The 26,957-nt window shown below is 57.7% G+C and carries 18 protein-coding genes; 10 read left to right on the top strand and 8 right to left on the bottom strand.

Features of this window, described 5'->3' with window-relative positions; translation table 11 throughout:
• Positions 1-359 precede the first annotated feature (359 nt).
• On the bottom strand, positions 360-2,012 hold the full coding sequence (locus AB6T85_RS19515) for a glucan biosynthesis protein D (RefSeq protein ID WP_125288238.1): 1,653 nt from the start codon (positions 2,010-2,012) through the stop codon (positions 360-362).
• A 269-nt stretch (positions 2,013-2,281) separates the two neighbouring features.
• On the opposite strand from AB6T85_RS19515, the gene elaB reads away from it, so the two are divergent.
• From elaB to menE, 6 genes are all read left to right on the top strand, one after another.
• Positions 2,282-2,599: a stress response protein ElaB gene (elaB, locus tag AB6T85_RS19510; protein WP_253459807.1), complete on the top strand. Its 318-nt coding sequence runs from the start codon at positions 2,282-2,284 to the stop codon at positions 2,597-2,599.
• A gap of 172 nt (positions 2,600-2,771) precedes the next feature.
• Entirely contained in the window at positions 2,772-4,412 is a 1,641-nt protein-coding gene (menD, locus tag AB6T85_RS19505) for a 2-succinyl-5-enolpyruvyl-6-hydroxy-3-cyclohexene-1-carboxylic-acid synthase (protein ID WP_369896408.1), read from the top strand.
• Positions 4,409-5,173, top strand: a complete 765-nt coding sequence (menH, locus tag AB6T85_RS19500; RefSeq protein ID WP_369896424.1) for a 2-succinyl-6-hydroxy-2,4-cyclohexadiene-1-carboxylate synthase — start codon at positions 4,409-4,411, stop codon at positions 5,171-5,173. The genes menD and menH overlap by 4 nt, the downstream gene beginning before the upstream one ends.
• Before the next feature lie 9 nt (positions 5,174-5,182).
• Positions 5,183-6,037, top strand: a complete 855-nt coding sequence (gene menB, locus AB6T85_RS19495; protein WP_369896407.1) for a 1,4-dihydroxy-2-naphthoyl-CoA synthase — start codon at positions 5,183-5,185, stop codon at positions 6,035-6,037.
• Entirely contained in the window at positions 6,037-7,059 is a 1,023-nt protein-coding gene (gene menC / locus AB6T85_RS19490) for an o-succinylbenzoate synthase (RefSeq protein ID WP_369896406.1), read from the top strand. Before menB ends, menC begins: the two co-directional genes overlap by 1 nt.
• Before the next feature lie 120 nt (positions 7,060-7,179).
• The gene (menE, locus tag AB6T85_RS19485) at positions 7,180-8,526 is read left to right on the top strand and encodes an o-succinylbenzoate--CoA ligase (RefSeq protein ID WP_369896423.1); all 1,347 of its coding nucleotides are present in this window, start codon (positions 7,180-7,182) and stop codon (positions 8,524-8,526) included.
• A 310-nt stretch (positions 8,527-8,836) separates the two neighbouring features.
• On the opposite strand, the gene AB6T85_RS19480 is transcribed toward menE, so the two are convergent.
• Positions 8,837-10,282, bottom strand: a complete 1,446-nt coding sequence (locus tag AB6T85_RS19480; RefSeq protein WP_253459819.1) for a catalase — start codon at positions 10,280-10,282, stop codon at positions 8,837-8,839.
• A gap of 214 nt (positions 10,283-10,496) precedes the next feature.
• Here AB6T85_RS19480 and AB6T85_RS19475 point away from each other — a divergent pair, with 214 nt between their 5' ends.
• Positions 10,497-11,693, top strand: coding sequence for a nicotinamide mononucleotide deamidase-related protein YfaY (locus tag AB6T85_RS19475; protein ID WP_369896405.1), 1,197 nt, complete (start codon positions 10,497-10,499; stop codon positions 11,691-11,693).
• 38 nt (positions 11,694-11,731) lie between these two features.
• Here AB6T85_RS19475 and yfaE read toward each other — a convergent pair whose 3' ends face one another.
• The 4 genes from yfaE to ubiG all read right to left on the bottom strand — a co-directional run bounded on the left by yfaE (position 11,732) and on the right by ubiG (position 16,748).
• Positions 11,732-11,992: a class I ribonucleotide reductase maintenance protein YfaE gene (gene yfaE / locus AB6T85_RS19470; protein WP_199746382.1), complete on the bottom strand. Its 261-nt coding sequence runs from the start codon at positions 11,990-11,992 to the stop codon at positions 11,732-11,734.
• A gap of 7 nt (positions 11,993-11,999) precedes the next feature.
• The gene (nrdB, locus tag AB6T85_RS19465) at positions 12,000-13,130 is read right to left on the bottom strand and encodes a class Ia ribonucleoside-diphosphate reductase subunit beta (protein WP_253459825.1); all 1,131 of its coding nucleotides are present in this window, start codon (positions 13,128-13,130) and stop codon (positions 12,000-12,002) included.
• Between the two features lie 76 nt (positions 13,131-13,206).
• Positions 13,207-15,492 carry a class 1a ribonucleoside-diphosphate reductase subunit alpha gene (nrdA, locus tag AB6T85_RS19460; protein WP_253459827.1) on the bottom strand — a complete coding sequence of 762 codons (2,286 nt, stop codon included), beginning with the start codon at positions 15,490-15,492 and terminating at the stop codon, positions 13,207-13,209.
• 527 nt (positions 15,493-16,019) lie between these two features.
• Positions 16,020-16,748 carry a bifunctional 2-polyprenyl-6-hydroxyphenol methylase/3-demethylubiquinol 3-O-methyltransferase UbiG gene (gene ubiG, locus AB6T85_RS19455; RefSeq protein WP_125288228.1) on the bottom strand — a complete coding sequence of 243 codons (729 nt, stop codon included), beginning with the start codon at positions 16,746-16,748 and terminating at the stop codon, positions 16,020-16,022.
• A gap of 179 nt (positions 16,749-16,927) precedes the next feature.
• Here ubiG and gyrA point away from each other — a divergent pair, with 179 nt between their 5' ends.
• The 3 genes from gyrA to rcsC all read left to right on the top strand — a co-directional run bounded on the left by gyrA (position 16,928) and on the right by rcsC (position 23,354).
• Positions 16,928-19,564 carry a DNA topoisomerase (ATP-hydrolyzing) subunit A gene (gene gyrA, locus AB6T85_RS19450; RefSeq protein WP_253459830.1) on the top strand — a complete coding sequence of 879 codons (2,637 nt, stop codon included), beginning with the start codon at positions 16,928-16,930 and terminating at the stop codon, positions 19,562-19,564.
• A gap of 155 nt (positions 19,565-19,719) precedes the next feature.
• Positions 19,720-20,280, top strand: coding sequence for a hypothetical protein (locus AB6T85_RS19445; RefSeq protein ID WP_301251913.1), 561 nt, complete (start codon positions 19,720-19,722; stop codon positions 20,278-20,280).
• Between the two features lie 218 nt (positions 20,281-20,498).
• Entirely contained in the window at positions 20,499-23,354 is a 2,856-nt protein-coding gene (rcsC, locus tag AB6T85_RS19440; protein ID WP_301730496.1) for a two-component system sensor histidine kinase RcsC, read from the top strand.
• A gap of 55 nt (positions 23,355-23,409) precedes the next feature.
• Here rcsC and rcsB read toward each other — a convergent pair whose 3' ends face one another.
• Together rcsB and rcsD are read right to left on the bottom strand one after the other, a co-directional pair.
• Positions 23,410-24,060, bottom strand: a complete 651-nt coding sequence (gene rcsB / locus AB6T85_RS19435; RefSeq protein ID WP_034938033.1) for a response regulator transcription factor RcsB — start codon at positions 24,058-24,060, stop codon at positions 23,410-23,412.
• A 1-nt stretch (position 24,061) separates the two neighbouring features.
• The gene (gene rcsD / locus AB6T85_RS19430) at positions 24,062-26,713 is read right to left on the bottom strand and encodes a phosphotransferase RcsD (RefSeq protein WP_369896404.1); all 2,652 of its coding nucleotides are present in this window, start codon (positions 26,711-26,713) and stop codon (positions 24,062-24,064) included.
• Positions 26,714-26,957: the final 244 nt, after the last annotated feature.

The following is a 26,957-nucleotide window of genomic DNA, read 5'->3' as shown; positions in this document are numbered from 1 at the left end:
TACCAAAGTTAAGTGATTTTTTGTATATACAATTTTTCATTGCGGATATTGGCGATTGGATTGATGACAGAGGCCAGCAAGCTCGATACGGAGTGGCTGGCTTAGAATTACTTAGCTCAACCGGGCGTGAGGCAGGGGCGTCAGGTTGGCTTGCGCTACCCGATGGGATAGTGCTGTCCGGTTTTTTCTACAGCAGGCAGCGCCGTTCTTCTCGCGCCAGGCATCGTAGCCTGATGTCGGCACAGGACTTTCTTTGTAGGTAACAGAAATTAGCCGGACGGCTTTTGCGAGTATCCCTGTGCCATTTGCCTGAATTGAACAGGGATAAAAAAGGCGAGGAGTTCCTCGCCTGTTAACGTTTAGCCCGCCGTCATCTGCCGGTCATCAACGTATTTACGCTTATCCGGCGCCGGTGGGAAATACTGATAGAGCCAGGTTTCGGTCAGCGTCTGGTCTTTGGTGCGCAGGAACAAACGCAGGTTAACCGGCTCGACGGAATCGCTGTTCGGATACCAGTCAAACAGAATGCGATAGCCGTCAATCGGCTCGACATACAGGATCTCGACCTGTTTAACGGTGCCCGAGGTGACCGTAATCACCGGTTCGATGCCTTTTGGCGCGGCCGCTTTCAGATCGCCGCCGACAAAATCCACCGCAAAACGGCGTGCCCAGACGTCCGGATAATGCTCGCCCGGCGCCCAGCCTTCAGGGAAGCCGCCCATACCGGTGCGGGTTGCCTTCACGCGCGACAGATCGCTGTGAACCGGCGGCAGGCCGCTCCAGTATAGCTTGTAGCTGAAGCTGTGCGCGCTGCCGGCCTTGATGCTTTCTGTAGGACGCCAGAAGCACACGATATTATCCAGCGTTTCGCCCGTGGTCGGGATCTCCATCAGGTTAATTGCGCCTTTGCCCCACTTGCCGACCGGCTCCACCCACAGGCTCGGACGCTTGTTGTACCAGCCGATCACATCCTGATAATTCTCAAAGTCGTGATCCAGCTGCAACATGCCGAAGCCGCGCGGGTTCTCGTCCTGATAGGCGTTAAACGTCAGCCGCTGTGGATTATTCAGCGGGCGGCAGATCCACTCGCCGCTGCCGGTCCACATCGCCAGGCGATCGGAGTCGTGGATCTGCGGATGGATAGTGTCACACATGCGGCGCTCGTTGGTGCCGCAGCTGAACATGGTGGTCATTGGTGCAATGCCCAGCTGGTCGATATCTTTACGGGCATAAAGGTGGTTTTCCACCTCCATGACTACGCGTTTCTCTTCGCAGTGAATAATAAATTTAAACGCGCCGGTGCAGCTCTCGCCGTCCAGCAAGGTATAGACGGTGAAGGTGGTGTCATCGGCTTTTGGCGTTTCAAACCAGAAGGCGGTGAAGTCCGGAAACTCTTCTTTGCTGCCGAAGGTGTTGATAGCCACGCCGCGTGCGGAAAGACCATACTGATAAGTATCGTCAACCGCGCGGAAGTAGCTGGCGCCCAGAAAGGAGACGATATCACGGCTGGCCAGCTCCGGCTTTTTAAACGCGCGGAAACCGGCGAAGCCTAAATCGGTTTTGCCTTCCAGCTGTTTAGTATCGACTTTGGCGTCGTTGTAGTTAAACAGCTCGGGGCGGAAGTGAATTTCACGCGCCTGCCGATCGGCATCCACGGAGAACATGCGTAAACGGCGTTTAAACCCCATGCCGACGTGGAAAAACTGCACGTCAAGCTCGCGATCGGCGTTGCCGTTCCACAGCGAATGATTCGCATCGTACTGAATTTCGTTGTAGGCCTGCGGCGTCAGGGTGGCCAGCGTTTCGGGCAGGGGAGCGGGCGCGCCGCCGTAAGGTTTCTGCGCAAGGGTTGCGGCCATTTTTTGCAACACGTCAAAATCGAAACGCTTTGCCGAGCCGTCGGCGATATCGGTGTCGGCCCAGGCGGCCTGTGCAAACAACGTCGATAAACCGGACATCCCGCTTACCGTAGCGAAAGCCATTGACGCCTTCATAAACATTCTTCGATTCATGCCAGAGTCATATCCTTTGCTGAACGGAACTGTAAAAACTGCGCTAGATCTGTGGCTATAAGAGCCTGTTTTAGCTGAATTGTGAGCGGGTCACAGGGAGTTACGACAGCGTGTGGCGTCAGAAATTCAGTCAGGCAAAATTTAGCAGATAAATCTGACAAAAGCAGGCATTTAACGGGAATCAATATCAGCCGATTCCTGGGCGGATAAACAAGCAAAGCGGCAAAAAGTGTCTATAGTTAAAGGTATTATTCGCACAAGGAGATGTTATGGCTAAGACAACTGACCCACAAGAACTCGACACCCGCCTGGATGACGATCTGGCTCTGCTGACCGAAACGCTGGAGGAAGTGCTGAAATCATCTGGCGATCCGGCCGATCAGAAATATGTTGAGCTGAAAGCCAAAGCGGAAAAATCGCTGAACGACGTTAAAGCACGCGTCAGCAACGCCTCAGATAACTACTACCATCGCGCTAAACAAGTTGCCAGCCGTGCTGATGAGTATGTTCATGAGAAGCCGTGGCAGGGCATCGGCGTAGGCGCTACGCTGGGCCTGGTGGTAGGACTGCTGCTGGCGCGTCGCTAAGCGATAACGCCGGGCGCTACGCCAGTAATAACGGGCACCTTCAGGGTGCCCGTTTTGTTTTTGCCGCCCAGGTTGCCAAAGTGAAAATAACACGTTAATCCTGCCCTAAATCAAAATCGGCCCGCCAGGGCGCTCTTATACTGCCCGCTGCTTGTTTGATCTGGAGTGGGTGATGTCGCACAGTATCTTCAACCGCCACTGGGCCGCCGTTATACTGGCAGCCCTTAGCCGTCATGGCGTGCAGCACATCTGTATTGCACCCGGTTCCCGATCCGCGCCGCTGACGCTGGAAGCCGCCGCGGGCAACCTGATCTGTCATACCCACTTTGACGAGCGCGGCCTCGGCTATCTGGCGCTGGGCCTGGCGAAAGCGACGCAGCGTCCGGTGGCGATAATCGTCACTTCCGGCACCGCCGTCGCCAATCTTGCGCCCGCCGTGATCGAAGCCAGCCTGACCGGCGAACGCCTTATCGTGCTCAGCGCCGATCGCCCGCCGGAACTCATCGGTTGCGGCGCCAATCAGGCCATCATCCAGCCCGGTATTTTCGCCAGCCACGTCGGCGGCGCGCTGGATCTTCCCCGACCCTCTGCAGATATTCCGTCTCGCTGGCTGGTTTCGGCCATTGATGCGCTGCTGCAACAGCATCCTACAGGCACCGTACATATCAACGTGCCTTTTGCCGAACCTTTATACGGCGAAGCGTCCTCGGCGTTCCAGGCCTGGCACGATGCGCTGGGCAAATGGTGGCTCGAAGACACGCCCTGGCTGAACATCCATGCGGAGCGGGCCACGCCTGTGCTCGACAGCTGGCCGCGCTGGCGGCAAAAGCGCGGGCTGATTATCGCGGGCAAAATCACGGCGCAGGAGGGCGTGGCGCTGGCTGAATGGGCAGAGACGCTGGGCTGGCCGCTGCTGGCGGATATACAGTCCCATACCGGCGCGCCGTTTCCCTGTAGCGAACTCTGGCTCCAGGAGGAACATGCGCGGCAGGCGCTCGATCGAGCGGAAATCATTATTCAGTTTGGCGCCCGGCTTACCGGGAAAAGGCTGACCAGCTGGCTGGCGGCAGCGGATCCGGCGGCATACTGGCTCATCGATCCGCTGCCCGGCCATCTGGATCCCGCCCATCATCGCAGTCAGCGCATAGTGGCCGACATCGGCAAATGGCTTGTCGATCATCAAGCCGTTTCGCAACCCGCATGGCTGCCTTCTCTACAGGCGCTGGCGCTGGAAACCCACGCAGCGCTCGCCGAAAGGCTACAGGAGTTTGGTGAAGCGCAGCTGGCGCAGCGGCTGGCAGAGCTGCTGCCGGAGCAGGGCGCGCTGTTTCTGGGCAACAGCCTGACCATCAGGCTGGCCGACGCCTTTGCCCGCCTGCCTGCTGGCTATCCCGTCTATGCCAGCCGCGGTGCCAGCGGCATTGATGGGCTACTTGCCACCGCGACCGGCGTACAGCGCGGCAGCGGCAAACCGTTGCTGGCGATAGTGGGCGATCTCTCGGCGCTGTATGACCTCAACAGCCTGGCGCTGACCGCCGGGCCGCTGGTGCTGATTGTGGTCAATAACGGCGGCGGACAGATTTTTTCCCTGCTGCCGACGCCTGAAAACGAGCGGGCGCGCTTTTTCACCCTGCCGCAGCAGGCGTGTTTCGCCAGCGCCGCCGCTATGTTCGGCCTGGCTTACCGTCAGCCGGAAGACTGGCCGTCGCTGCAGGCTGCTGTTGAAGCGGGCTGGCGTAGCACCACCGCCACGCTGATTGAGCTGAAGGTTGAGGCGGGCGCACCGTGGCTCGCCGGAGCATGGCGAAAATGATACTGCACGCGCGCTGGCAGGGCGAACACCGCAGCGACAGGCCGACGCTGGTCTGGCTGCACGGCTTTTTGGGCAGCGGTCGGGAGTGGCAGCCGGTGCAGGATTTTTTCCGCGACTGGCCGCAGCTGAGCATTGACCTACCCGGACACGGCGGCTCACGGGCGCAGCAGGTCAGCGGTTTTGAACAGCTTTCGGCGCGGCTGAACGCCACTTTGCGACAGCATCGCATTCAACGCTACTGGCTGATCGGCTATTCGCTCGGCGGCCGCGCGGCGCTGTATCACGCCTGCCGCTATGCAGATTCGTCGCTGGCTGGCGTGGTGGTGGAAGGCGCTCACTTCGGGCTGGCGTCGCCCCATGAGCGGGCGCAGCGGCTGGCTGACGATCGCCACTGGGCCAGCCTGTTCCGCCAGCAGCCGCTGGGCGACACGCTGCATAAGTGGTATCGCCAGCCGGTATTTGCCGATCTGCGCGAACCGCAGCGGCAACAGCTGATCGCCCTGCGAGCCGATAACGATCCGCAGGCGCTGGCCGCTATGCTGCTCAATACCTCGCTCGCCCGCCAGCCGTATCTGCTGCCGGAAATCCAGCGCCTTCCTGTTTTCCACTATCTCTGCGGCGAGCACGACCTCAAATTTCAGCGTCTGGCCGCCGGGGCCGGGCTGCCGGTTACCACTATCCCGGCGGCGGGTCACAACGCCCATCGCGCCTGCCCACAGGCCTTTGCCGCCGCCCTGGCGCAAAAGCTCAACCCCGTTTAAGGAGAAATCATGATTTATCCCGATGAAGCGATGCTGTATGCGCCGACAGAGTGGCGGCCATGTGGCGACTACAGCGATATCCTCTATCACAAAACGTCGGACGGCATCGCCAGGATCGCCATCAACCGGCCCGAGGTGCGCAACGCTTTTCGGCCGCAAACCGTTAAGGAGATGCTGTATGCTCTGAGCGACGCGCGGCACGACGAGCAAATCGGCGTCATTATCCTTACCGGATCGGGCGATAAGGCTTTCTGCGCCGGCGGCGATCAAAAAATTCGCGGTGACTACGGCGGCTACCGCGACGAGGCAGGCGTATATCATCTTAACGTGCTGGATTTTCAGCGTCAGATCCGCACCTGTCCCAAGCCGGTAGTGGCGATGGTGGCAGGCTACGCGGTCGGCGGCGGGCACGTGTTGCATATGCTGTGCGATTTAACGATAGCGGCGGACAATGCGCAGTTTGGCCAGACCGGCCCCAAAGTCGGCTCTTTCGACGGCGGCTGGGGCGCGTCTTATATGGCGCGCATTGTTGGTCAGAAAAAGGCGCGTGAAATTTGGTTCCTGTGCCGGATGTACAACGCGCAGCAGGCGCTGGAAATGGGCCTGGTTAATACGGTCGTGCCGCTGGCTGAACTGGAAAAAGAGACGGTGCGCTGGTGTCGTGAGATGCTGCAAAACAGCCCGATGGCGCTGCGCTGCCTGAAGGCGGCGCTGAATGCCGACTGCGACGGCCAGGCGGGGTTGCAGGAGCTGGCGGGCAACGCGACCATGCTGTTCTACATGACGGAAGAGGGCCAGGAAGGGCGCAACGCTTTTAATCAGAAGCGGCAGCCGGATTTCAGCCGCTTTAAGCGAAATCCCTGATGCGCCGGGCGACGCTCTTTAATTACAACATACTAGTGACGGCGGGCGTGGTACTGCGCGATCGGCGGGTAGCATCGCGCCACGGGCTGCTGGTCAGGCTGGAAGAGGCGGGCCGGGAAGGCTGGGGCGAGATAGCGCCGCTGCCCGGCTTCAGTACGGAAACGGCGGCGCAGGCGCAGGCTGAAACGCTGCGTTGGCTGCAAGGCTGGCGATCGGGCGCGGAAACGGGACACGGCTTGCTGACGCCCGTGTCGCCATCGCTTTCGTCCTCAGCGCCATTACCAAAAGAGCACGGCCTGTCGCCTTCCGTGGCGTTTGGCCTCAGCTGCGCGCTGGCGGAACTGGCTGGCCTGCTGCCGTCAGCGGGCAACTATTCTGGCGCAATGCTGTGCACAGGCGATCCCGACGAGCTGATTGTTCAGCTTAACCAGCGGCCGCAGCCGGTAGCCAAGCTGAAAGTGGGCCTTTACGAAGCGGTGCGCGATGGCATAACCGCATCGCTGCTGCTGGAAGCGGTACCGACGCTGAGGCTGCGGCTGGATGCGAACCAGCAGTGGAGCCTGGAGAAAGCCAGGCAGTTCGCCCGTTTTGTGCCGGAGACTCTGCGCTCGCGTATCGCTTTTATCGAGGAGCCGTGCCGAACGCAGGAGGATTCACGTCTCTTTGCGCAGGAAACGGGCATCGCGCTGGCCTGGGATGAGAGCAGCCGAAGCCCAGGGTACGTCCCGACGGCGGAACCCCATTTGCGCGCTATCGTGATCAAGCCAACGCTTGTCGGCAGCCTGGCGACGGTTTGCGAAACTATCGCCCGAGCCAGCGAGGCCGGCCTGACGGCGGTGATTAGCTCGTCGGTGGAGTCGAGCCTGGGCCTGACGCAGCTGGCGCGGATAGCCAGCTGGCTGACGCCTGGCGTCGCGCCCGGTCTGGATACGCTTTCGCTAATGCAGCAGCAGCTGGTACGCGCCTGGCCGGGGTCGCCGCTGCCGCTGACGGCTGCTGAAGACCTGGAGGAAGTATGCTGAGCGCTGACTGCTGGCCCTGGCTGTCGCTGACGGCTGCTGAAGACCTGGAGGGAGTATGCTGACTTCAGGCTGCTGGCCCTGGCTGCCGCTGACGCCTGCTAAAGACCTGGAGGAAGTATGCTGAGCGCTGACTGCTGGCCCTGGCTGTACTGGGCGAAGCTGGCGCCGACTCGCCTCGCGCTGACGGTTGACGATCGCGCCTACTGCTGGGCGCAGCTGGCAGACCAAATCGAGGCGCTGGCGGCAGGCTTCCACGCGCAGGGAGTAAGCGCCGGGAGCGGCGTGGTGTTACAGGCCGCCAACTGCGAACGGGCCGTGCTGGCCTGGCTGGCGCTGCTGCGCTGCGGCGCGCGCCTGCTGCCGATTAATCCCCGGCTGCCGGCCTGGCAGACTGCCGCGCTGCTGCCTTCGTTAAATATGGACTATGCGCTGACGCTGAACGGCGAGGGGCCAGCAAATATCCCTGCGTTAAAGACAATCAATCAAGCTGGCCCGATCCCGGCCCGCTGGCAGCGCGACGCCATCGCCACGCTGACGTTAACCTCCGGCTCCACCGGCCTGCCGAAAGCCGCTGCACACAGCTTTAACGCGCATTTCGCCAGCGCGCACGGCGTAACGACAAGGCTGAACTTTGGGGCGGACGACAGCTGGCTGCTCTCGCTGCCGCTGTTTCATGTTTCCGGCCAGGGCATTTTCTGGCGCTGGCTTTACCGCGGCGCAAGGCTGGTGCTCAGCGATAACAAAATCAGCCCGGAAGCGACTTTTGCCTCGCTGGTGCCTACGCAGCTCTGGCGTTTGCTGCAGGAGCCGACGCTGCGGCTGGGCACCGTTTTGCTTGGCGGCGCGGCTATTTCGCCAGCCTTGACCGCTCAGGCGGAAGCGCGTGGCATCGCCTGCTGGTGCGGGTACGGCATGACGGAAACGGCCTCGACCGTGGCGGCGAAAAGGGCGGACGGCGAGCCAGGCGTCGGCGATCCGCTGCCCGGTCATAGCATCAGGCTAAACGAGGGAGAAATTACTATACGTTCAGAGGCGTTGGCCTGCGGCTACTGGCAGGACGGGAAGCTGCTGCCGCTTACCGATAAGGAAGGATGGTTTCACACGCGCGATGGTGGTGTGCAGCGCGGTAACAATCTGCTGATTAGCGGGCGTCTGGACAATCTGTTTTTCTCGGCGGGGGAAGGTATTCAACCCGAACAGCTGGAAGCGGTGCTGGCCCGGCACGAAACGGTGGAGCAGGTTTTTATCGTGCCGCAGCCTGATGAGGAATATGGTCACCGGCCGGTCGCGCTGGTGGCGCTCAAGGGCACGTCTTCGTTCGCGCCGCTGCAGGACTGGGCGGCAAAAAATCTGGCCGGGTTTCAACGCCCGGTGCGCTGGTACACACTGCCGAAGCTGAGCGGCGGCGGCATCAAGCCTTCCCGCAGGCAGCTGGCGGAGTGGGTGTTACGGCAGGAAAAACAGTAATGCCGGAACAAATTCCGGCATTACTGACTGTTGACAAAACTATGCTCAGCCGTCAGTTCGCTACTTCGTTGGGTGAATAGCCGCAGAGACAGAGCGGAACACGGAGACGCCGTGAATACGACTATCCAGGCTTGTTTCGCGCGTCCATGCGCGATCGCCTGTCCGCTCAGCCTCTACCGCTGTGGTGCTGTTGTAAAAAACGGCAATACACCCGCAGGCTTTTAAGTTGGTCATCAAACAATAATGCCGGGAAAATATCCCGGCATGGCTATGCTGACTGGCGCTATCGAGGCCAAAGACGGCCCGACATTTAGCCCTGTTTTGCTTCTTTCAGCGCCTGTTCCACGCCTGCGCCGTAGGCCGGATGCACCTGATAAAAGAGCGCGAGCTGGCGCTGCTGGATAAACTCCGGTATCTGACGCAGCTCTCCGGCGATACGCTGGAACATCCGCTGGTGTTCCTCTTCGCTCAGCAGGTTAAACAGCGCGCGCGGCTGGGTGAAGTAGTCATCATCTTCGCGATGGTTCCAGTGGTCGGCTGCGCCCTCCAGCGACAGCGGCGGCTCGCTGAAATCGGGCTGCTCCTGGAACACGTTAAAGCTGTTGGGTTCGTAGGTGGCGCCGTTGCCGCTGTTGCCGTCCACGCGCATCGCGCCGTCGCGATGATAGTTGTGGAAGGGACACTTCGGCGCGTTCACCGGGATCTGATGATGGTTGACGCCCAGACGATAGCGGTGCGCGTCACCATAGGAGAACAGGCGACCCTGTAGCATCCGATCCGGCGAGAAACCGATGCCGGGCACTACGTTAGCCGGGCTCATGGCGACCTGTTCCACTTCGGCAAAGTAGTTGTCCGGATTGCGGTTCAGCTCAAACTCGCCCACTTCAATCAGCGGATAGTCGGCGTGCGGCCAGACTTTGGTCAGATCGAACGGGTTGTAAGGCGTGGAGGAGGCTTCGGCTTCCGGCATAACCTGCACAAAGAATTTCCAGCGCGGGAAGTTGCCTTGCTCAATGGCGTCGAACAGATCGCGCTGCGAGCTTTCACGGTCGCGACCAATCAGCAGCGCGGCCTCATCGTCCATCAGGTTCTGAATGCCCTGTTCGCAGCGCATATGGAATTTAACCCAGAAGCGCTCCTGCTGGTCGTTGATAAAGCTATAGGTGTGGCTGCCGAAACCGTGGATATGGCGATAGGAAGTAGGCAGGCCGCGATCGCTGAAGTCGATAGTCAGCTGGTGCAGCGACTCCGGCAGCTGCGAGAAGAAATCCCATTTGTAGGTTGGGTTACGCAGGTTGGTACGCGGATCGCGTTTCACCACGTGGTTCAGATCGGGGAACTTCAGCGGATCGCGCAGATAGAAAACGGGGGTGTTGTTGCCGACCAGATCCCAGTTGCCTTCTTCGGTATAAAATTTCATCGAGAAACCGCGAATATCACGCTCGGCATCCGCGCCGCCGCGCTCGCCGGCCACGGTAGAAAAGCGCATAAACAGGTCGGTTTTTTTACCCACTTCGGAAAAAATCTTCGCCCGGCTGAAACGGGTAATATCTTTAGTTACGGTAAAGGTGCCGTAAGCGCCGGAGCCTTTGGCGTGCATACGGCGCTCCGGGATCACTTCGCGGTCGAAGTGGGCCAGCTTTTCCAGAAACCAAACGTCCTGTAGCAGCATCGGGCCGCGGCGTCCGGCAGTCATTACATTATTATTATGGGCGACTGGCGCGCCTGAGGCGGTGGTGAGTCCTTTTTTGGTCATGAGCGCATATCCTCGTTAACTGAAGTGATACCTTTCAAAATTTCTTTTTCAATCGGCACTGGCTATTGTGTGGGCTATATTGCCCGCTTCGGTTAATCGACGGCAATCTGGCGTTAGCTATTGCTGCCATTTGCCGTATTGATGGTGAAATGACGTTGTAATTTCCCGTGAGGCTTCATACTGTTAAACAGGTCTGAACAATGCGGAGAAGAACATGATCAGAGTGGAAATGCTGTCTACCGGCGATGAAGTGCTGCACGGGCAAATCGTGGATACCAATGCGGCCTGGCTGGCCGAACTGTTGTTTCAAGAGGGATTACCCATGACGAGCCGCCAGACCGTTGGCGACAGTATGGAAGAGCTGGTCAGCGTGCTTACCGAGCGCAGCAAGGTGGCGGATGTGCTGATCGTCAACGGCGGCCTGGGGCCGACCAGCGATGATTTAAGCGCGGTTGCGGCGGCGAAAGCGGCAGGCGTCGGGCTGGTGATGCAGGAAGAGTGGCTGGCGAAGATGGAGGCGTTTTTTGCCGGACGTGGCCGCAAAATGGCCGACAGCAACCGCAAGCAGGCGGAAATCCCGGCGGGCGCCGAGATGATTGACAATCCGATCGGCACCGCCTGCGGTTTTGCGCTTCAGCTCAACCGCTGCTGGATCTTCTTCACCCCCGGCGTGCCGTCAGAATATAAAAGAATGGTCGAGGAGCAAATTCTGCCTCGTCTTAAAGCTCGCTTCCCGGTGTCAGACCCGCCGGTATGCCTGCGGTTGACTACCTTCGGTCGCGGAGAAAGCGATCTGGCGTCAGAAATCGAGCCGCTGCCGCTGCCGGAAGGCGTGGTAATGGGCTACCGCGCCTCAATGCCGATTATCGAGCTGAAGCTGAATGGCCCGGCCTCTAAGCTGCCTGAGATGGAGCAGTTCTGGCAGCAGGTGCGCGAGATCGCTGGCGAAAGCACGATTTTTGAAGGTGCGGAAGGGCTGCCCGCGCAGCTGTCGCGTCGCCTGCAGGAACAGACCCATCGCCTGGCAGTCAGCGAACAATTTACCGCCGGACTGGTGCAGTATCAGCTCGCCTCGGTACAGGCGCCGCTGGCGGCGGGCAACGTGCTGCCGTCGCAGGATGAAAGTCTGGCTGAACTGATGCAGCGCGCGCAACGGTTAGCCGAAGCGGATAAAGTCGATCTGGCGCTGGTGATTGGCGCAGAAAAAGAAAATCACCTCGGCTTTGCCCTCTTTACGCCGCAGGGCTGCTGGAGCCAGCGGGTAAAGTTCAGCAACAACCGGCACGGGCTGAAGGCGCGTCAGGACGTCTCTGCCATGATGGCGCTGAATATGCTGCGGCGCTGGCTGGATGGTCTGGAGGTTACGGGCGGCCACGGCTGGATTGACGTGGTGGAGACGCAGCGAGGCTAAAAAAACCGCGCCGGAGGGCGCGGTTATTCAGCGTACAACTAAAGGTGCAGGATCTCGATCTCAATATCACCTTTAGCCTTGCAGCAGCACGGCAGGATCTCTCCCGGCTGAATAAAGGCCAGCGGTTTCTCCGCATAGCTGACTTCCCCTTTTACCAGGCGCATACGACAGGAGCCGCAGTAGCCTTCACGGCACTGAAACTCCACCTGATAGTTGTGGGCTTCCAGCGTCGTCAGCAGGTTAGGGTGATCCTCAGCGCATTCCAGACGCGTGCCGCAGGCGCTGAGGGTAACGTACATCCGCATGTTACAGCTGGAAGTCGTCGAAGTCGTTTTCGCCTACTTCGGAATCGATCTGCCCAACCAGATAAGAGCTGACCTCTACTTCCTGCGGCGCAACCTGCACGTTGTCCGAAACCAGCCAGGAGTTGATCCACGGGATCGGGTTAGAGCGGGTTTTAAACGGCAGCTCCAGACCCACAGCGTTCATGCGGATATTGGTGATGTATTCGATGTACTGGCAAAGAATATCTTTGTTCAGGCCAATCATCGAGCCGTCGCGGAACAGGTATTCCGCCCACTCTTTCTCTTGCTGCGCGGCCAGCACAAACAGGTCGTAGCACTCCTGCTGGCACTCTTTAGCGATTTCCGCCATCTCCGGATCGTCTTCGCCGCTTCTCAGCAGGTTCAGCATATGCTGAGTGCCGGTCAGGTGCAGCGCTTCATCACGGGCAATCAGCTTGATGATTTTCGCGTTGCCTTCCATCAGTTCACGCTCGGCAAAAGCAAACGAGCAGGCAAAGCTGACGTAGAAGCGGATCGCTTCCAGCGCGTTCACGCTCATCAGGCAGACATAAAGCTGTTTTTTCAGCGCTCTCAGGTTAACGGTCACGGTTTTGCCGTTGACCTGATGCGTGCCTTCGCCCAGCAGATGCCAGTAGTTGGTCATCTCGATCAGATCGTCGTAGTAGCCGGAGATATCTTTGGCGCGCGACAGGATCTGCTCGTTGGTAACGATATCGTCAAACACCACCGCCGGATCGTTAACGATGTTGCGGATGATATGCGTATAAGAGCGCGAGTGGATGGTTTCAGAAAACGCCCAGGTCTCGACCCAGGTTTCCAGCTCGGGGATCGAAATCAGCGGCAGCAGCGCCACGTTCGGGCTACGTCCCTGAATGGAATCCAGCAGCGTCTGGTATTTCAGGTTGCTGATAAAGATATGCTTTTCGTGGTCCGGCAGGCCCTGGTAGTCGATGCGGTCGCGCGACACGTCCACCTCTTCCGGACGCCAGAAAAAGGAGAGCTGCTTTTCGATCAGCTTTTCAAAAATGCCGTATTTCTGCTGGTCGTAGCGGGCGACGTTGACCGGCTGGCCGAAAAACATCGGTTCGTTCAGCTGGTCGTTTTTATTTTGCGAGAACGTGGTGTAAGCCATGACATTATCCAGTGAGGAAGGGCAGGGAAAACCCGGCCCGACGTAAAATCAGGGGGCGAAGCTCGCCCCGCTTTGGTTAAATCTTGCAGGCGCCGCTTTCACAGCCGTCATCCTGAATGGATGGCGCCAGGTCGTCCTGAGCATCTTCCGCGCCGTCGCGGGTGTTCTGGTAATAAAGCGTTTTCACGCCGAACTTATAGGCGGTCAGCAGATCTTTCAGCAGCTGTTTCATCGGCACGCGACCGTTGGCAAAGCGCGTCGGATCGTAGTTGGTGTTCGATGAAATCGCCTGGTCGATAAACTTCTGCATCAGGCCGACCAGCTGCAGATAGCCGTCGTTATTCGGCATATCCCACAGCAGCTCATACTGATCTTTCAGACGCTCATACTCCGGCACTACCTGACGCAGAATGCCGTCTTTGGAAGCCTTGATGCTGATATGGCCGCGCGGCGGCTCAATGCCGTTGGTGGCGTTGGAGATCTGCGAAGAGGTCTCTGACGGCATCAGCGCGGAAAGCGTGGAGTTGCGCAGGCCGTGCGTTTTAATCGCCTCGCGCAGCGCTTCCCAGTCCAGGTGCAGCGGCTCGTTGCTGATCGCATCCAGATCTTTCTTGTAGGTGTCGATCGGCAGAATGCCCTGCGCATAGGTGGTTTCGTTAAACCACGGGCAGGCGCCTTGCTCCTGTGCCAGCTCGTTGGAGGCCTTCAGCAGGTAGTACTGAATGGCTTCAAAGGTTTTGTGCGTCAGGTTGTTGGCACTGCCGTCGGAATAGCGCACGCCGTGCTTCGCCAGATAGTACGCGAAGTTGATCACGCCGATACCCAGCGTACGACGGCCCATCGCGCCGCGTTTGGCGGCCGGGATTGGGTAATCCTGATAGTCCAGCAGCGCATCCAGCGCGCGCACTGCCAGCGTGGCCAGCTCCTGCAGATCGTCCAGGCTTTCAATGGCGCCAAGGTTGAACGCCGACAGCGTACAGAGCGCGATTTCGCCGTTCTCGTCGTTGACGTCCATCAGCGGTTTGGTCGGCAGCGCAATCTCCAGGCAGAGGTTGGACTGGCGCACGGGCGCGATAGCCGGATCGAACGGGCTGTGGGTGTTGCAGTGGTCAACGTTCTGAATATAGATACGGCCGGTTGAGGCGCGTTCCTGCATCATCAGTGAGAACAGGTCTACCGCTTTTACGCGCTGCTTGCGGATGCTGTCGTCCTTCTCGTATTTGGTATACAGGCGCTCAAACTCTTCCTGATCGGCAAAGAAAGCGTCATACAGGCCAGGCACGTCGGACGGGCTGAACAGGGTGATTTCTTCGCCCTTCAGCAGACGGGTGTACATCAGTTTGTTGATCTGTACGCCGTAGTCCATGTGACGCACGCGGTTGCCTTCCACGCCACGGTTGTTTTTCAGCACCAGCAGGCTTTCTACTTCCAGATGCCACATTGGGTAGAACAGCGTCGCTGCACCGCCGCGCACGCCGCCCTGCGAGCAGGATTTCACCGCCGTCTGGAAATGCTTGTAGAAAGGAATACAGCCGGTGTGGAAGGCTTCGCCGCCACGGATCGGGCTGCCCAGCGCGCGGATGCGGCCAGCGTTGATGCCGATACCGGCGCGCTGGGAAACATATTTCACGATGGCGCTGGAGGTGGCGTTAATCGAATCCAGGCTGTCGCCGCACTCGATCAGCACGCAGGAGCTGAACTGGCGGGTTGGGGTGCGCACGCCGGACATAATCGGCGTCGGCAGGGAAATCTTAAAGGTAGAAATCGCGTCGTAGAAACGTTTTACGTAATCCAGACGCGTCTCACGTGGATAGCCGGAGAACAGGCAGGCCGCCACCAGAATATAGAGGAACTGCGCGCTTTCGTAGATATCGCCGCTCACGCGGTTCTGCACCAGATATTTGCCTTCCAGCTGCTTAACGGCGGCATAGGAGAAGTTCATATCGCGCCAGTGGTCGATAAAGCCGTCCATCTGCTCGAACTCTTCCACGCTGTAGTCTTCCAGCAGGTGGCGATCGTATTTACCCAGATCGACCATGCGCTTCACCTGATCGTAAAGCTTCGGCGGCTCAAACTGGCCGTAGGCTTTTTTACGCAGGTGGAAGATAGCCAGGCGCGCGGCCATGTACTGATAGTCCGGCGCATCGCGGGAGATCAGGTCGGCAGCAGACTTGATGATCGTCTCGTGGATGTCGGAGGTCTTGATACCTTCGTAAAACTGGATATGGGAACGCAGTTCAACCTGAGAGACGGAAACGTTTTGCAGACCTTCTGCAGCCCAGTCAAGCACGCGGTGGATTTTATCCAGATTGATGCGTTCGGTGCGGCCATCGCGTTTAGTGACAAGCAGGCTCTGATTCATGTGGCGTTTTTATCCTGTCCGTGAGATCGAAAATATCCCCCGTTTATACACAGACTGCTCACGTGTGAGTAACTCTGTGGATAAACACTATATATAGGGGGTAGATGAAGTATTGATAACAATATGGTGGTTATTTTAGTAATTTCTGCGATCTTAACAAGCCTTGACGCAGCGGCAATTTTACTGATCGCGGGCTGGCTGTTTTCCTAAGTCCGCGTTTCTCAAGGCCCTGGGTCCATGTCAACAGGGCGAGAAATTTTTTCTTATTTTTCCTGAATGCGGGATCTTTGCGCACCCTTGATCCGCCGCCTTTTTTTTTGGCCAAAAAGTATACTTCAGATGCTGAAAATATCCTGACGAATGGCGAAAAAAGCGACGCAGGCACGAAATAAAATTTACGCCGAAGCTAATAAGAAATTCCTGCAAAGGCAGAAGGACAAAAAGTGCGGTGCGGGAAGGGAAGTGCAGCCAAAGCGGAGGCAGGAAAAAATTTCCCTTAAGAAACAGCGTCCTTAAGGGAAGAGGCGTTATTCCGCAGGGCGGTGCGTATGCACCATATAGTTAACGTCGACGCCCGGCGCCAGCTTGAACTTGTTGGTCAGCGGATTGTAATGCAGGCCAATCATATGACGCTCGCGCAGCGAGGTTTCATCAACCCAGTTCAACAGCTCGCCGGGGCGGATAAACTTTTTAATATCGTGCGTACCGCGCGGCACCATGCGCAGCACATACTCCGCACCGATCACCGCCATCAGCCAGGATTTGCTGTTGCGGTTAAGGGTGGAAAAGAACACTTCGCCGCCGGGCTTAACCAGCTTCGCGCAGGCGTGCACCACCGAGCGCGGATCCGGCACGTGCTCCAGCATCTCCATACAGGTCACCACGTCGTACTGACCGGCGAACTGCTCCGCATGCTCTTCAACGGTTTGCTGTACGTAGTCGACCTTCACGCCGCTTTCCAGCGCATGGAGACGGGCGATCTCCAGCGGTTCCGCGCCCATATCCAGGCCGGTCACTTCGGCGCCTTCACGCGCCATGCTTTCCGCCAGGATGCCGCCGCCGCAGCCGACGTCCAGCACCTTTTTGCCAAACAGGCCGTCGCTGTGCTGAGCGATATAACCCAGGCGCAGCGGGTTAATGCGGTGCAGCGGTTTAAACTCGCCTTCCAGATCCCACCAGCGCGACGCGACCGCCTCGAACTTGGCAATTTCCTGATGATCCACGTTAGCCGTGGCGCTGTTTTGCTCTGCCTTCATTGTTTCTTACTCCCTGGAAGTTTGGCTTCAGTATACATCTTTCCGCAGGCGAACGGCCGACAGGATAAAAGCGCGCGATTAAAGCGGGCGGAACGACGCTTTCCGTTCACCATAGTGCCTAAAGGTGATATACTTTCGCACCTTTAAATCCGGGTATAATTTAGAAGGAAAGCGCCTCCATGAGTGACCTGGCCAGAGAAATCACACCGGTCAATATCGAAGAAGAGCTAAAGAACTCTTACCTTGATTATGCCATGTCGGTCATCGTTGGCCGTGCATTGCCAGACGTCCGCGATGGCCTGAAGCCAGTACACCGTCGCGTGCTCTATGCCATGAACGTGCTGGGCAATGACTGGAACAAACCTTATAAAAAGTCAGCCCGTGTTGTCGGCGACGTTATTGGTAAATATCACCCGCATGGCGATACCGCCGTGTATGACACTATCGTGCGTATGGCGCAGCCTTTCTCGCTGCGCTACATGCTGGTAGACGGCCAGGGCAACTTCGGTTCCGTTGACGGCGACTCCGCTGCGGCAATGCGTTATACCGAAGTGCGCATGTCTAAAATCGCTCACGAGCTGCTGGCGGATCTGGAAAAAGAAACCGTCGACTACGTGCCGAACTATGACGGCACCGAGCAGATCCCGGAAGTCATGCCGACCAAGATCCCGAACCTGCTGGTTAACGGTTCTTCGGGCATCGCCGTGGGCATGGCGACCAACATTCCGCCGCACAACCTGACGGAAGTGATCAACGGCTGTCTGGCCTATATCGAAGATGAGAACATCAGCATTGAAGGGCTGATGGAACACATTCCGGGGCCGGACTTCCCGACCGCCGCCATCATCAACGGCCGTCGCGGCATCGAAGAAGCCTATCGTACCGGGCGCGGCAAAATCTATATCCGCGCGCGTGGCGAAGTGGAAGTGGACGCTAAAACCGGCCGCGAAACCATCATCATCCACGAAATTCCCTATCAGGTGAACAAAGCGCGCCTGATCGAGAAGATGGCGGAGCTGGTGAAAGAGAAACGTCTGGAAGGGATCAGCGCGCTGCGCGATGAGTCCGATAAAGACGGGATGCGCATCGTGGTGGAAGTGAAGCGCGATGCGGTAGGCGAAGTGGTGCTGAACAACCTCTACTCGCTGACCCAGCTGCAAACCTCTTTCGGCATCAACATGGTGGCGCTGCATCAGGGCCAGCCGAAGATCATGCCGCTGAAGGATATTCTGGAAGCCTTTGTTCGCCACCGCCGTGAAGTGGTGACGCGCCGGACTATCTTTGAACTGCGCAAGGCTCGCGATCGCGCGCATATCCTTGAAGCGCTGGCGATCGCGCTGGCCAACATCGATCCTATTATCGAGCTAATCCGCCATGCGCCAACGCCAGCGGAAGCGAAAGCGGGTCTGGTGGCGCGTCCGTGGGAGCTGGGCAACGTTTCCGCCATGCTGGAACGCGCGGGCGACAACGCGGCGCGTCCGGAGTGGCTGGAAGAAGAGTACGGCATTCGCGACGGCCAGTATTACCTGACCGAACAGCAGGCCCAGGCGATCCTGGATCTGCGTCTGCAGAAGCTGACCGGCCTGGAGCACGAAAAGCTGCTGGACGAGTACAAAGAGCTGCTGGAGCAAATTGCCGAGCTGATCCGCATTCTGGAAAGCGCAGAGCGCCTGATGGAAGTGATCCGCGAAGAGCTGGAGCTGGTGCGTGACCAGTTTGGCGACAAACGCCGCACGGAAATCACCGCCAACAGCGCCGATATTAATATTGAAGATCTGATCAACCAGGAAGATGTGGTCGTGACCCTGTCGCATCAGGGCTACGTGAAATATCAGCCGCTGACGGATTACGAAGCGCAGCGTCGCGGCGGCAAAGGCAAGTCGGCAGCACGCATCAAGGAAGAAGACTTTATCGACCGCCTGCTGGTGGCCAACACCCACGATACGATCCTCTGCTTCTCCAGCCGTGGTCGTCTCTACTGGATGAAGGTCTATCAGCTGCCGGAAGCGAGCCGTGGCGCGCGTGGACGTCCTATCGTCAACCTGCTGCCGCTGGAAGCGAACGAGCGCATCACCGCAATTCTGCCGGTGCGTGAATACGCGGAAGGCTGGAACATCTTTATGGCGACCGCCAGCGGCACCGTGAAGAAAACCGCGCTGACCGAGTTCAGCCGTCCACGCAGCGCCGGCATTATCGCCGTCAACCTGCGTGAAGACGATGAGCTGATCGGCGTGGCGTTGACCAACGGCAACGATGAAGCGATGCTCTTCTCTGCGGCGGGTAAAGTGGTGCGCTTCGCCGAGAACGCGGTGCGCGCGATGGGCCGTACCGCATCGGGCGTGCGCGGCATTAAGCTGGCGGAAGGCGATCGTGTGGTCTCGCTGATCGTGCCGCGTGATGACGGCGCTATCCTGACGGTGACGCAGAACGGCTACGGTAAGCGTACCGCCAACAGCGAGTACCCGACCAAGTCTCGTGCGACCCAGGGCGTTATCTCGATCAAGGTCACCGAGCGCAACGGGCCGGTTATCGGCGCGGTGCAGGTGGTCGACAGCGATCAAATCATGATGATCACCGATGCCGGTACGCTGGTGCGTACCCGCGTGTCTGAAGTCAGCGTGGTTGGCCGTAACACCCAGGGCGTTATTCTGATCCGTACTGCGGAAGATGAAAACGTGGTGGGCCTACAGCGCGTGGCCGAGCCGGTTGCTGAAGAAGAGCTGGATGCTATCGACGGCAGCGTGGCCGAAGGCGACGAGGACATCGCGCCGGAAGTGATGGAAGATGACGCGCCGGAAGGCGACGAAGAAGAGTAATTTCTTCCGCTTAAGGTGCCAGAGGCCGGTTCAGTGAACCGGCCTTTTTTTATGCGCCAAAGAAAATGCGGAAGACGCTACGCAGGATTGGCGTCCGAAACGGACAGCGGCGAAGAGGATTGCTATACACGCAGGGCGAACTACGGAGGGTTGCCATGCAAATCAAAGCCGAACGTTATTTTTCTCCGCTGACGGGCAGGGGAGAATGTTATCTGGTCAGCGTAATTAAGTGGGACGGAAGAAACCGGAAATACATTGTTGAGATCAATCCATTACACAGGGCAATGTACTTTCTTTTTACTGGAAACTGGACGCATGATTATGTTGAAAATTTCGCCTGGATAGTAAGCTTTTATCCGCACGATGCGCTATTGTTGCCAGGCAAAGAGGGACGTTTTAAGCCTGACGGCGGCATGAACTTTACGCGTAGCGAGCTGGAGAAGTTTATGGTGCAGGGAATTGGGGCCGCCATAGAGGATTTTTCGCAACGGCATCGGCCGATGATGCTGGTAGCGGTGGCGATCCGGAAAAAGCTGGGCAGGTTGTATCATCGTCTTCTTATTCGGCACGCAGAGGCGGCCGGTTATCTTTATCATCAGACATATGTGCAGGAGGCTATTTATGTTATCGAGAAAAAATCAAAAAGCGCAAAGCCAGAGCGCGCGCCGACCTTCCAGAGAGGAGATTATTGCGCTATCGCTGGGTTGTATGAATGAATCTGCCGAGAAACTGGCCGCGCTGGCGCAAAAAAGCGACGTTTTTGCGGCCTGTCGCCGTTCCGCTGACGGTTATCCAGAAAAGTCTTAAGTAAGCGCGGCGTTTTACGCAGAAAACAGCGCGTTGAGCGTACGGGTAACTGGCTTTTTAACGGCTCTGGCGGTACTGTAGCGGGATCGTATTTGTCATCCCGACCAGCCGCCACTGTAGGTTCCGTTTGAAATATTTAGTCTCGTTCAGAACAACGTTAAGGATCTCTCGCTATCTGTTCCGGGCGCTGGCGCTGATGCTCTGGACGCTCGGTGCGCTGCTCACCACCTTTTATATTATTAACGTGCTGCACGAGAAAGAGGCGCAGGTACGGCAGGAGTTCAACGCCAGCTTTGAGCAGGCGCAGTGGTATATTCGCCATTCCACAGACGTTACGCGAGAACTGAAGTACATCGCCGAGAACCGGCTGAACGCGTCCGCCAACGGCCTTGACGTGCTCAACGGCGTTTTTCCCGGCAAAACGGCGCTGCCACAGTTTTATCCGCTCTATTCCGACTCTGACTGTAGCGCCATGAGCGACGTCTGGCGCAATTCGCTGGAGTCGCTGAGCTATTTCCTGCACTACTGGAAAGCCAATTTCGCTTCCGCCTATGAGCTGAACAGGGTGTTCTTTATTGGCGGTGAAAGCCTGTGCCTGGCAGACTTTGGCGTCGGCAACGCCTCCGCCGACCGCGAGCGCGCGCTGAAAGCGCTGCACGAACGCATCCTGAAATACCGCAGCGGCAATGATGAAGAGCGCAAAAACAGCTTCTTCTGGATCGCGCCGGCCAGCCAGCCCGGTACGGGCTACTACTATATGGTGACGCCGGTGTATGTCGCCAGCAAAATGGCGGCGCTGCTGGGCATTGAGCAAACCATCCGCCTGGATGATTTTGTGGTGCCGGGCAGCTTCCCGGTCAACGCTATGCTGCTGGACGCAGACAATCAGCGCGTGCTGACCTCTTCCCGGCCCGGCAGCCGGGTATCGCTGGACGATCTGCCCGACGACAGTACCTGGTTCGGCTATATCAACGGCTACAAACAGCTGGTGCTGAAAAAAACGCTGACGCCGTCTTCGCTGACCATGGTCTATTCGGTGCAGACCAACGAGATGGTCGAAAAGCTGAAAATGCTGATCATCAATGCCATCCTGCTGAACGTCATCAGCGCCATTATTCTGTTTACGCTGGCCTGGCTGTTTGAGCGGCGCATGTTTTTGCCCGCCGAAGATAATGCCCATCGCCTGGAAGAGCACGAGCAGTTTAACCGTAAAATCGTCGCCTCTGCTCCGGTCGGCATTTGCATCCTGCGCACCAGCGACGGCACCAATATCCTCAGCAACGAGCTGGCGCATAACTACCTCAGTATGCTGACGCAGGAAGACAGGCAGCGCCTGACCGAAATTATTTGCGGCCAGCAGGTTAACTTTGTCGACGTGCTGACCGGTAGCAATACCAATTTGCAAATCAGCTTTGTGCATTCGCGCTATCGCAACGAAAACGTGGCGATTTGCGTGCTGGTGGACGTCAGCGCACGCGTGAAAATGGAAGAGTCGCTACAGGAAATGGCGCAGGCTGCCGAGCAGGCCAGCCAGTCGAAATCCATGTTCCTGGCCACGGTCAGCCACGAGCTGCGCACGCCGCTGTACGGCATTATCGGCAACCTGGATCTGCTGCAAACCCGCGCGCTGCCTAAAGGCGTAGAGTCGCTGGTCACGGCGATGAATAACTCCTCCAGCCTGCTGCTGAAAATCATCAGCGATATTCTCGACTTCTCTAAAATTGAGTCCGAGCAGCTGCGTATTGAACCACGGGAATTCGCGCCGCGCGAGGTGATCACCCATATCGCCTCTAACTATCTGGCGATGGTGGTGAAAAAACGCCTGACGCTCTGGTGCTTTATCGACAGCGACGTGCCGGTCACGCTGGACGGCGATCCGATCCGCCTTCAGCAGGTCATCTCTAACCTGTTGAACAACGCAATTAAGTTTACCCACACCGGCGGCATTATTTTGCAGGCCTACGTTAAAGACGGCTATCTGGCTTTCCGCGTGCGTGATACCGGCGTGGGCATACCGGCCAAAGAGATCACCCGCCTGTTCGATCCGTTCTTTCAGGTCGGCACCGGCGTGCAGCGTAATTTCCAGGGCACCGGCCTGGGGCTGGCTATCTGTGAAAAGCTGATCAATATGATGGACGGTGATATTGAGGTCGATTCCGAACCGGGAATGGGCAGCCAGTTTATCGTGCGCATTCCGCTTTATAACAGCAAGGTGAAAACCCCGCAGCGGCACGAAGGCCTGGAAGGCAAAACCTGCTGGCTGGAACTGCGTAACGAGGCGCTGGCCGCTTTCCTGGAAAAATTGCTCGACGGGCACGGCCTGAAGGTGCAGCGCCTGCATGAGCTAAGCCGCTGCGAGCCGGATGACGTGATCGTGACCGATTACGACTTCCAGAGTCAGCAGGTGCACCGGGCGACTATCCGCTTTGACGGCAGCCATAACGATGGCCCGCAGGAGCTCTCGCCGGGGCGTTGGGTTTACGGCACCACCACGCCGCACGAGCTGCCCGCGCTGTTGGGACGCATCTATCGTGTTGAAGTAGAGATGCCGGACGCTTCGTCAGAGCTGCCGGAAACGGACGAGAAAAGCGTCACCAACGAAGATATTCTTATCCTGGTGGTGGACGATCATCCTATCAACCGCATGCTGCTGTCCGATCAGCTTGGCTCGCTGGGCTATCGGGTGAAAACGGCGCAGGATGGCGTGGATGCGCTCAACGTGCTGAGCCGCAACGAGATTGATATCGTCCTGACCGACGTCAACATGCCGAATATGGACGGTTACCGTCTGACGCAGCGCCTGCGGCAGCTGGGCCTGACCTTCCCGGTGGTCGGCGTCACCGCCAACGCGCTGGCGGAAGAAAAACAGCGCTGTATGGAAGCGGGTATGGATAACTGTCTGTCGAAGCCGGTTACGCTGGACACGCTACAGCAGACGCTGGCGTTTTACGCGGATCGGGTCAGGAAAAGCCGGGAAGGGTAACGCGGACAATAAAAAAAGCCTGGCGGGAGCCAGGCTCAGGACAAGCCCTGGGGATTTAGTCTTTATCCACCGGCATGGTGCTGACGGATGAAAGATAGTTCAGCAGCGCGATATCGTTATCCACGCCCAGCTTCATCATCGCCGACTTCTTCTGGCTACTGATGGTTTTGATGCTGCGGTTCAGCTTCTTGGCGATTTCGGTTACCAGGAAACCTTCCGCAAACAGGCGCAGCACTTCGCTCTCTTTCGGGGACAGGCGCTTGTCGCCGTAGCCGCCCGCGCTGATTTTCTCCAGCAGTTTAGCCACGCTTTCCGGCGTATACTTCTTGCCTTTTTGCAGTGCGGCCAGCGCTTTAGGCAGGTCGGTTGGCGCGCCCTGTTTCAGCACGATCCCTTCAATGTCCAGGTCCAGCACGGCGCTGAGGATGGCCGGGTTGTTGTTCATGGTCAGAACGATGATCGACAGGTCCGGATAGTGACGCTTGATATACTTAATCAGCGTAATACCGTCGCCATATTTTTCACCAGGCATCGACAGATCGGTGATCAGGACGTTGGCGTCGAGCTTGGAAAGGCTGTTGATTAATGCTGTGGAATCTTCGAACTCACCGACAACATTGACCCATTCAATCTGTTCAAGTGACTTGCGAATGCCGAACAGAACAATAGGATGGTCATCGGCAATAATTACGTTCAGGTTGTTCATATTATTGGTTACCTTGCTGCAGCAGTTCGTTGACGTAGCGGTCAATTTCACTGGTGGTATTTTTAATGTTTGAATTGTCACACTCGGTTATGTGCTGTTCTAACGTTTCACAAAGCTGCTTGCCCGGTGTCAAATTAAGCATGGCAAACACACCCTTCAGGCGATGCGCAGTCTGAGCAAGCGAACTCAAGTCCCTTTCTGCTGCCTCATTATACAATCTCTTTACATCATCTGGTACTGTCTCAACAAACAGCTGGAAATAGCCTGGCGCGAACAGCTGCGCAGGCGTCTCCTCTTCTTCGGTCTCATCCAGGGCCAGCTGAAGCTCAATAAGCTGCAGTAACGCATCCTGCATAGCGCTGCTGATATTGAAATTCACCCTGAAGCGATCGCGGGAAAGCGCGGTGTAGCCCGCCTCATCATCCGTCAGCAGCAGCGACCAGGCCGTCAGGCTGGCCGGGTCGTCCGTGACCAGCACATCGTGATCCTGTCCGGAAAAGCGCTCGTCCGGCGTAATACAGCTGGCGCCCCAGTTTTCTAACTGGTGCACCACAATTTTTCTGACCTCATCCACGTTGATATCAATTAACGCGGTCAGACCTTCCAGCAGCTTCTCTTCCTGAGCCTGCTGATGTTCCTGCGGCGCATGAACCTGGATGCTGTAACGGGTGCCGATATCGGGACGCGCGACAATTTCAAGATGCCCGCCAAGCTGTTTGCACAGCTGCTTACAAAGGAAAAACGCCAGCCCCGAAGCCTGACCAAAACGGTCAAAGCTGGTTTCGCCGAGGAAAGGAAAATCGGTGTTGCCCATCTCGTCCACCGTCAGTCCGGCGCCGGTATCCACCATTTCAATCGCCAGCCTGTCCGGCCGATCGGCAGGATGGCTTACCTCAATAGAGATGCGGCCCCAGCTGGTGCTGGTAATGGAATAGTGCAGCAGAGTGGTCAGGATTTTGTAAATAGCGCGCCGATCGCCAAAACGGTTCTCGTCGCTGTTCAGACGGTTGCTGACCACCAGCTTCAGCCCCTTACGCCGCAGCGAGGGCAGGGCCTCGGTCACCAGCTCATCAAGCACGCTTTGCAGGTTAAAGGCTTCGGCGTCCGGCGCCCAGTCGTGCGTTTCCAGACGATTTAACAGCACGATATCATCTACCAGCCGACGCAGCGCCTGCGCTTCCTGCAGCGCGTCTTCCAGCTGCTCGCCAGGCTGCGCGGATTCGATAGCCTGCAAATGGCCGATCACATCGCCCAGCGGCCGGTTCAGCGCGTGTCCCAGATTCTGCAACAGCTGCTGACGCGTCTGGTGGCTTTTATCCAGCACCTGCTGCGCTTTTTGCAGCTTTTTATTCACCAGTAGCTCGCGATCCTGATCGCGCATCATAAACAGCTGGGTGCTGGCTGCCAGCATACTGCGCGCATGGCGGATCTCATAAACTTCGTTGTTAACGGTAGCCTGCAACACGCCCTGATGCTGATCGGACATATTGATGATCTTTTGCAGATTGAGATGCGGCAGCAGGTGCTCGGCGATTTTGTTGCTGATAATCGTGCGGTTGCTGGCAAAGTCATACACCAGCAGGCCAACCGGCAGGCTGGCCACAATCTCTTCGTTGAGGATGCGCAGCGACTCCAGTTCGGCGCTCTGGTTTTCGCTTGGGCGCAGCGACTGCTGGCGCAGCAGCAGCAGACCGGCCAGCGAAAGCAGCAGCAGCACAAAATTCGCCAGCAGCGGCCACATCAGGTTACGCAGCGTGTCGGCGATCAGGCCGAGGATCGGCACGCGATAAACCAGCTGCAACGGCGTGCTGGTCAGCGAGGCGGCGATTTCTACATTGGGATTCAGCAGCGTGACTTTAGTGCTGTGCGTACTGTCTTCATTCACGCTGGCGCTGCTGCCGGTACCGGCCATATCCTGCTTCAGCTGGAAATTTTCCAGCGGCATATTCAGTGGGATCAGATCGTTAATCGGCAAATCGAAGGCGACCACGGTGGCCAGGTGGCCCGGCTGGTTAAAGGTGGTGCGCACGGTAAAATAGTGGTCATTCTGCCAGGTAAAGCGGCGCAGCGGCGAGAAGCTTTCCCGCTCGTCCAGCGCGTTGGCCTGCTGGAGCATCTCCGCGCGGCGCGCATCGACAATAGTGCTGATGGCGCTCTCTTTATAACGCGTCGCCATATCTTTTAACGGCAGCGTCGAAATTAAAATCAGGCTGTTATCCTGCCCGTTGAGAAAATACATTGACCAGGTGCTGTTTTCGGCGCCCCATAGCGTATCCAGATAGTTAGACATACGCAGCGTCATATCCAGCGTGCTGCTGTCGTGCGAGCCAAAAATCAGCGCTTCGGTTTTACGGCGGGTTTTCTCAAGATAATAGACATCGGGACGCAGGCGGGTTTCCTGCAGGCTGTTCGGCGGCGAGCCTGCGGCATTGGCCGCAAGATTTTCATAAATCTGCCAGGTAGCGAACCGGTAGGTGTCGATACGCTTCTGTATAACGTGAGCGATATCCGCCATCGCATAGCGTTTATCGGTCAGCCAGGCGTTAACGGCGTTGTGGATCATAAATCCGGATGCCAACAGCAGTACCAGGATAAACATCACGAAAAACCGGGTGACGTTACCGGAAGTCAGTGGAAATTTGTAGGGCATCATAGCCGTGGAACCCCAGTTAACGAGCCATCAGTCAGGCACAGGTAAAGGCAAGCCGCGAACAAAAGGCCGGATGAGACAACGGAAGACGGGCAGTGGCTGCCTGGCGATTCATGGGAACACACGGATCTGTTGTGCGGCCACGCGCGCGTAAACAAAGAAATCGCGTGGGGTGCTGCCAGCGCGCAGGCGCTTGCGGGTCTGGCATCCTGAATCGTCATAGGTTCCGTTAAAAGCTTGTCGCGGT

The sequence above is a fragment of the Erwinia aeris genome (genome assembly GCF_041224955.1).
Taxonomy (GTDB): Bacteria; Pseudomonadota; Gammaproteobacteria; order Enterobacterales; family Enterobacteriaceae; genus Erwinia; species Erwinia aeris.
The sequence above is the reverse complement of the archived record's forward strand: the minus strand, read 5'-3'. Positions and strand labels throughout refer to the sequence as shown.

Coding starts and splice junctions, on each gene's coding strand:
- AB6T85_RS19515 (WP_125288238.1), bottom strand. CDS start 2,012: ATGAATCGAAGAATGTTTATGAAGGCGTCAATGGCTTTCGCTACGGTA.
- elaB (WP_253459807.1), top strand. CDS start 2,282: ATGGCTAAGACAACTGACCCACAAGAACTCGACACCCGCCTGGATGAC.
- menD (WP_369896408.1), top strand. CDS start 2,772: ATGTCGCACAGTATCTTCAACCGCCACTGGGCCGCCGTTATACTGGCA.
- menH (WP_369896424.1), top strand. CDS start 4,409: ATGATACTGCACGCGCGCTGGCAGGGCGAACACCGCAGCGACAGGCCG.
- menB (WP_369896407.1), top strand. CDS start 5,183: ATGATTTATCCCGATGAAGCGATGCTGTATGCGCCGACAGAGTGGCGG.
- menC (WP_369896406.1), top strand. CDS start 6,037: ATGCGCCGGGCGACGCTCTTTAATTACAACATACTAGTGACGGCGGGC.
- AB6T85_RS19480 (WP_253459819.1), bottom strand. CDS start 10,282: ATGACCAAAAAAGGACTCACCACCGCCTCAGGCGCGCCAGTCGCCCAT.
- AB6T85_RS19475 (WP_369896405.1), top strand. CDS start 10,497: ATGATCAGAGTGGAAATGCTGTCTACCGGCGATGAAGTGCTGCACGGG.
- yfaE (WP_199746382.1), bottom strand. CDS start 11,992: ATGTACGTTACCCTCAGCGCCTGCGGCACGCGTCTGGAATGCGCTGAG.
- nrdB (WP_253459825.1), bottom strand. CDS start 13,130: ATGGCTTACACCACGTTCTCGCAAAATAAAAACGACCAGCTGAACGAA.
- nrdA (WP_253459827.1), bottom strand. CDS start 15,492: ATGAATCAGAGCCTGCTTGTCACTAAACGCGATGGCCGCACCGAACGC.
- ubiG (WP_125288228.1), bottom strand. CDS start 16,748: ATGAAGGCAGAGCAAAACAGCGCCACGGCTAACGTGGATCATCAGGAA.
- gyrA (WP_253459830.1), top strand. CDS start 16,928: ATGAGTGACCTGGCCAGAGAAATCACACCGGTCAATATCGAAGAAGAG.
- AB6T85_RS19445 (WP_301251913.1), top strand. CDS start 19,720: ATGCAAATCAAAGCCGAACGTTATTTTTCTCCGCTGACGGGCAGGGGA.
- rcsB (WP_034938033.1), bottom strand. CDS start 24,060: ATGAACAACCTGAACGTAATTATTGCCGATGACCATCCTATTGTTCTG.
- rcsD (WP_369896404.1), bottom strand. CDS start 26,713: ATGATGCCCTACAAATTTCCACTGACTTCCGGTAACGTCACCCGGTTT.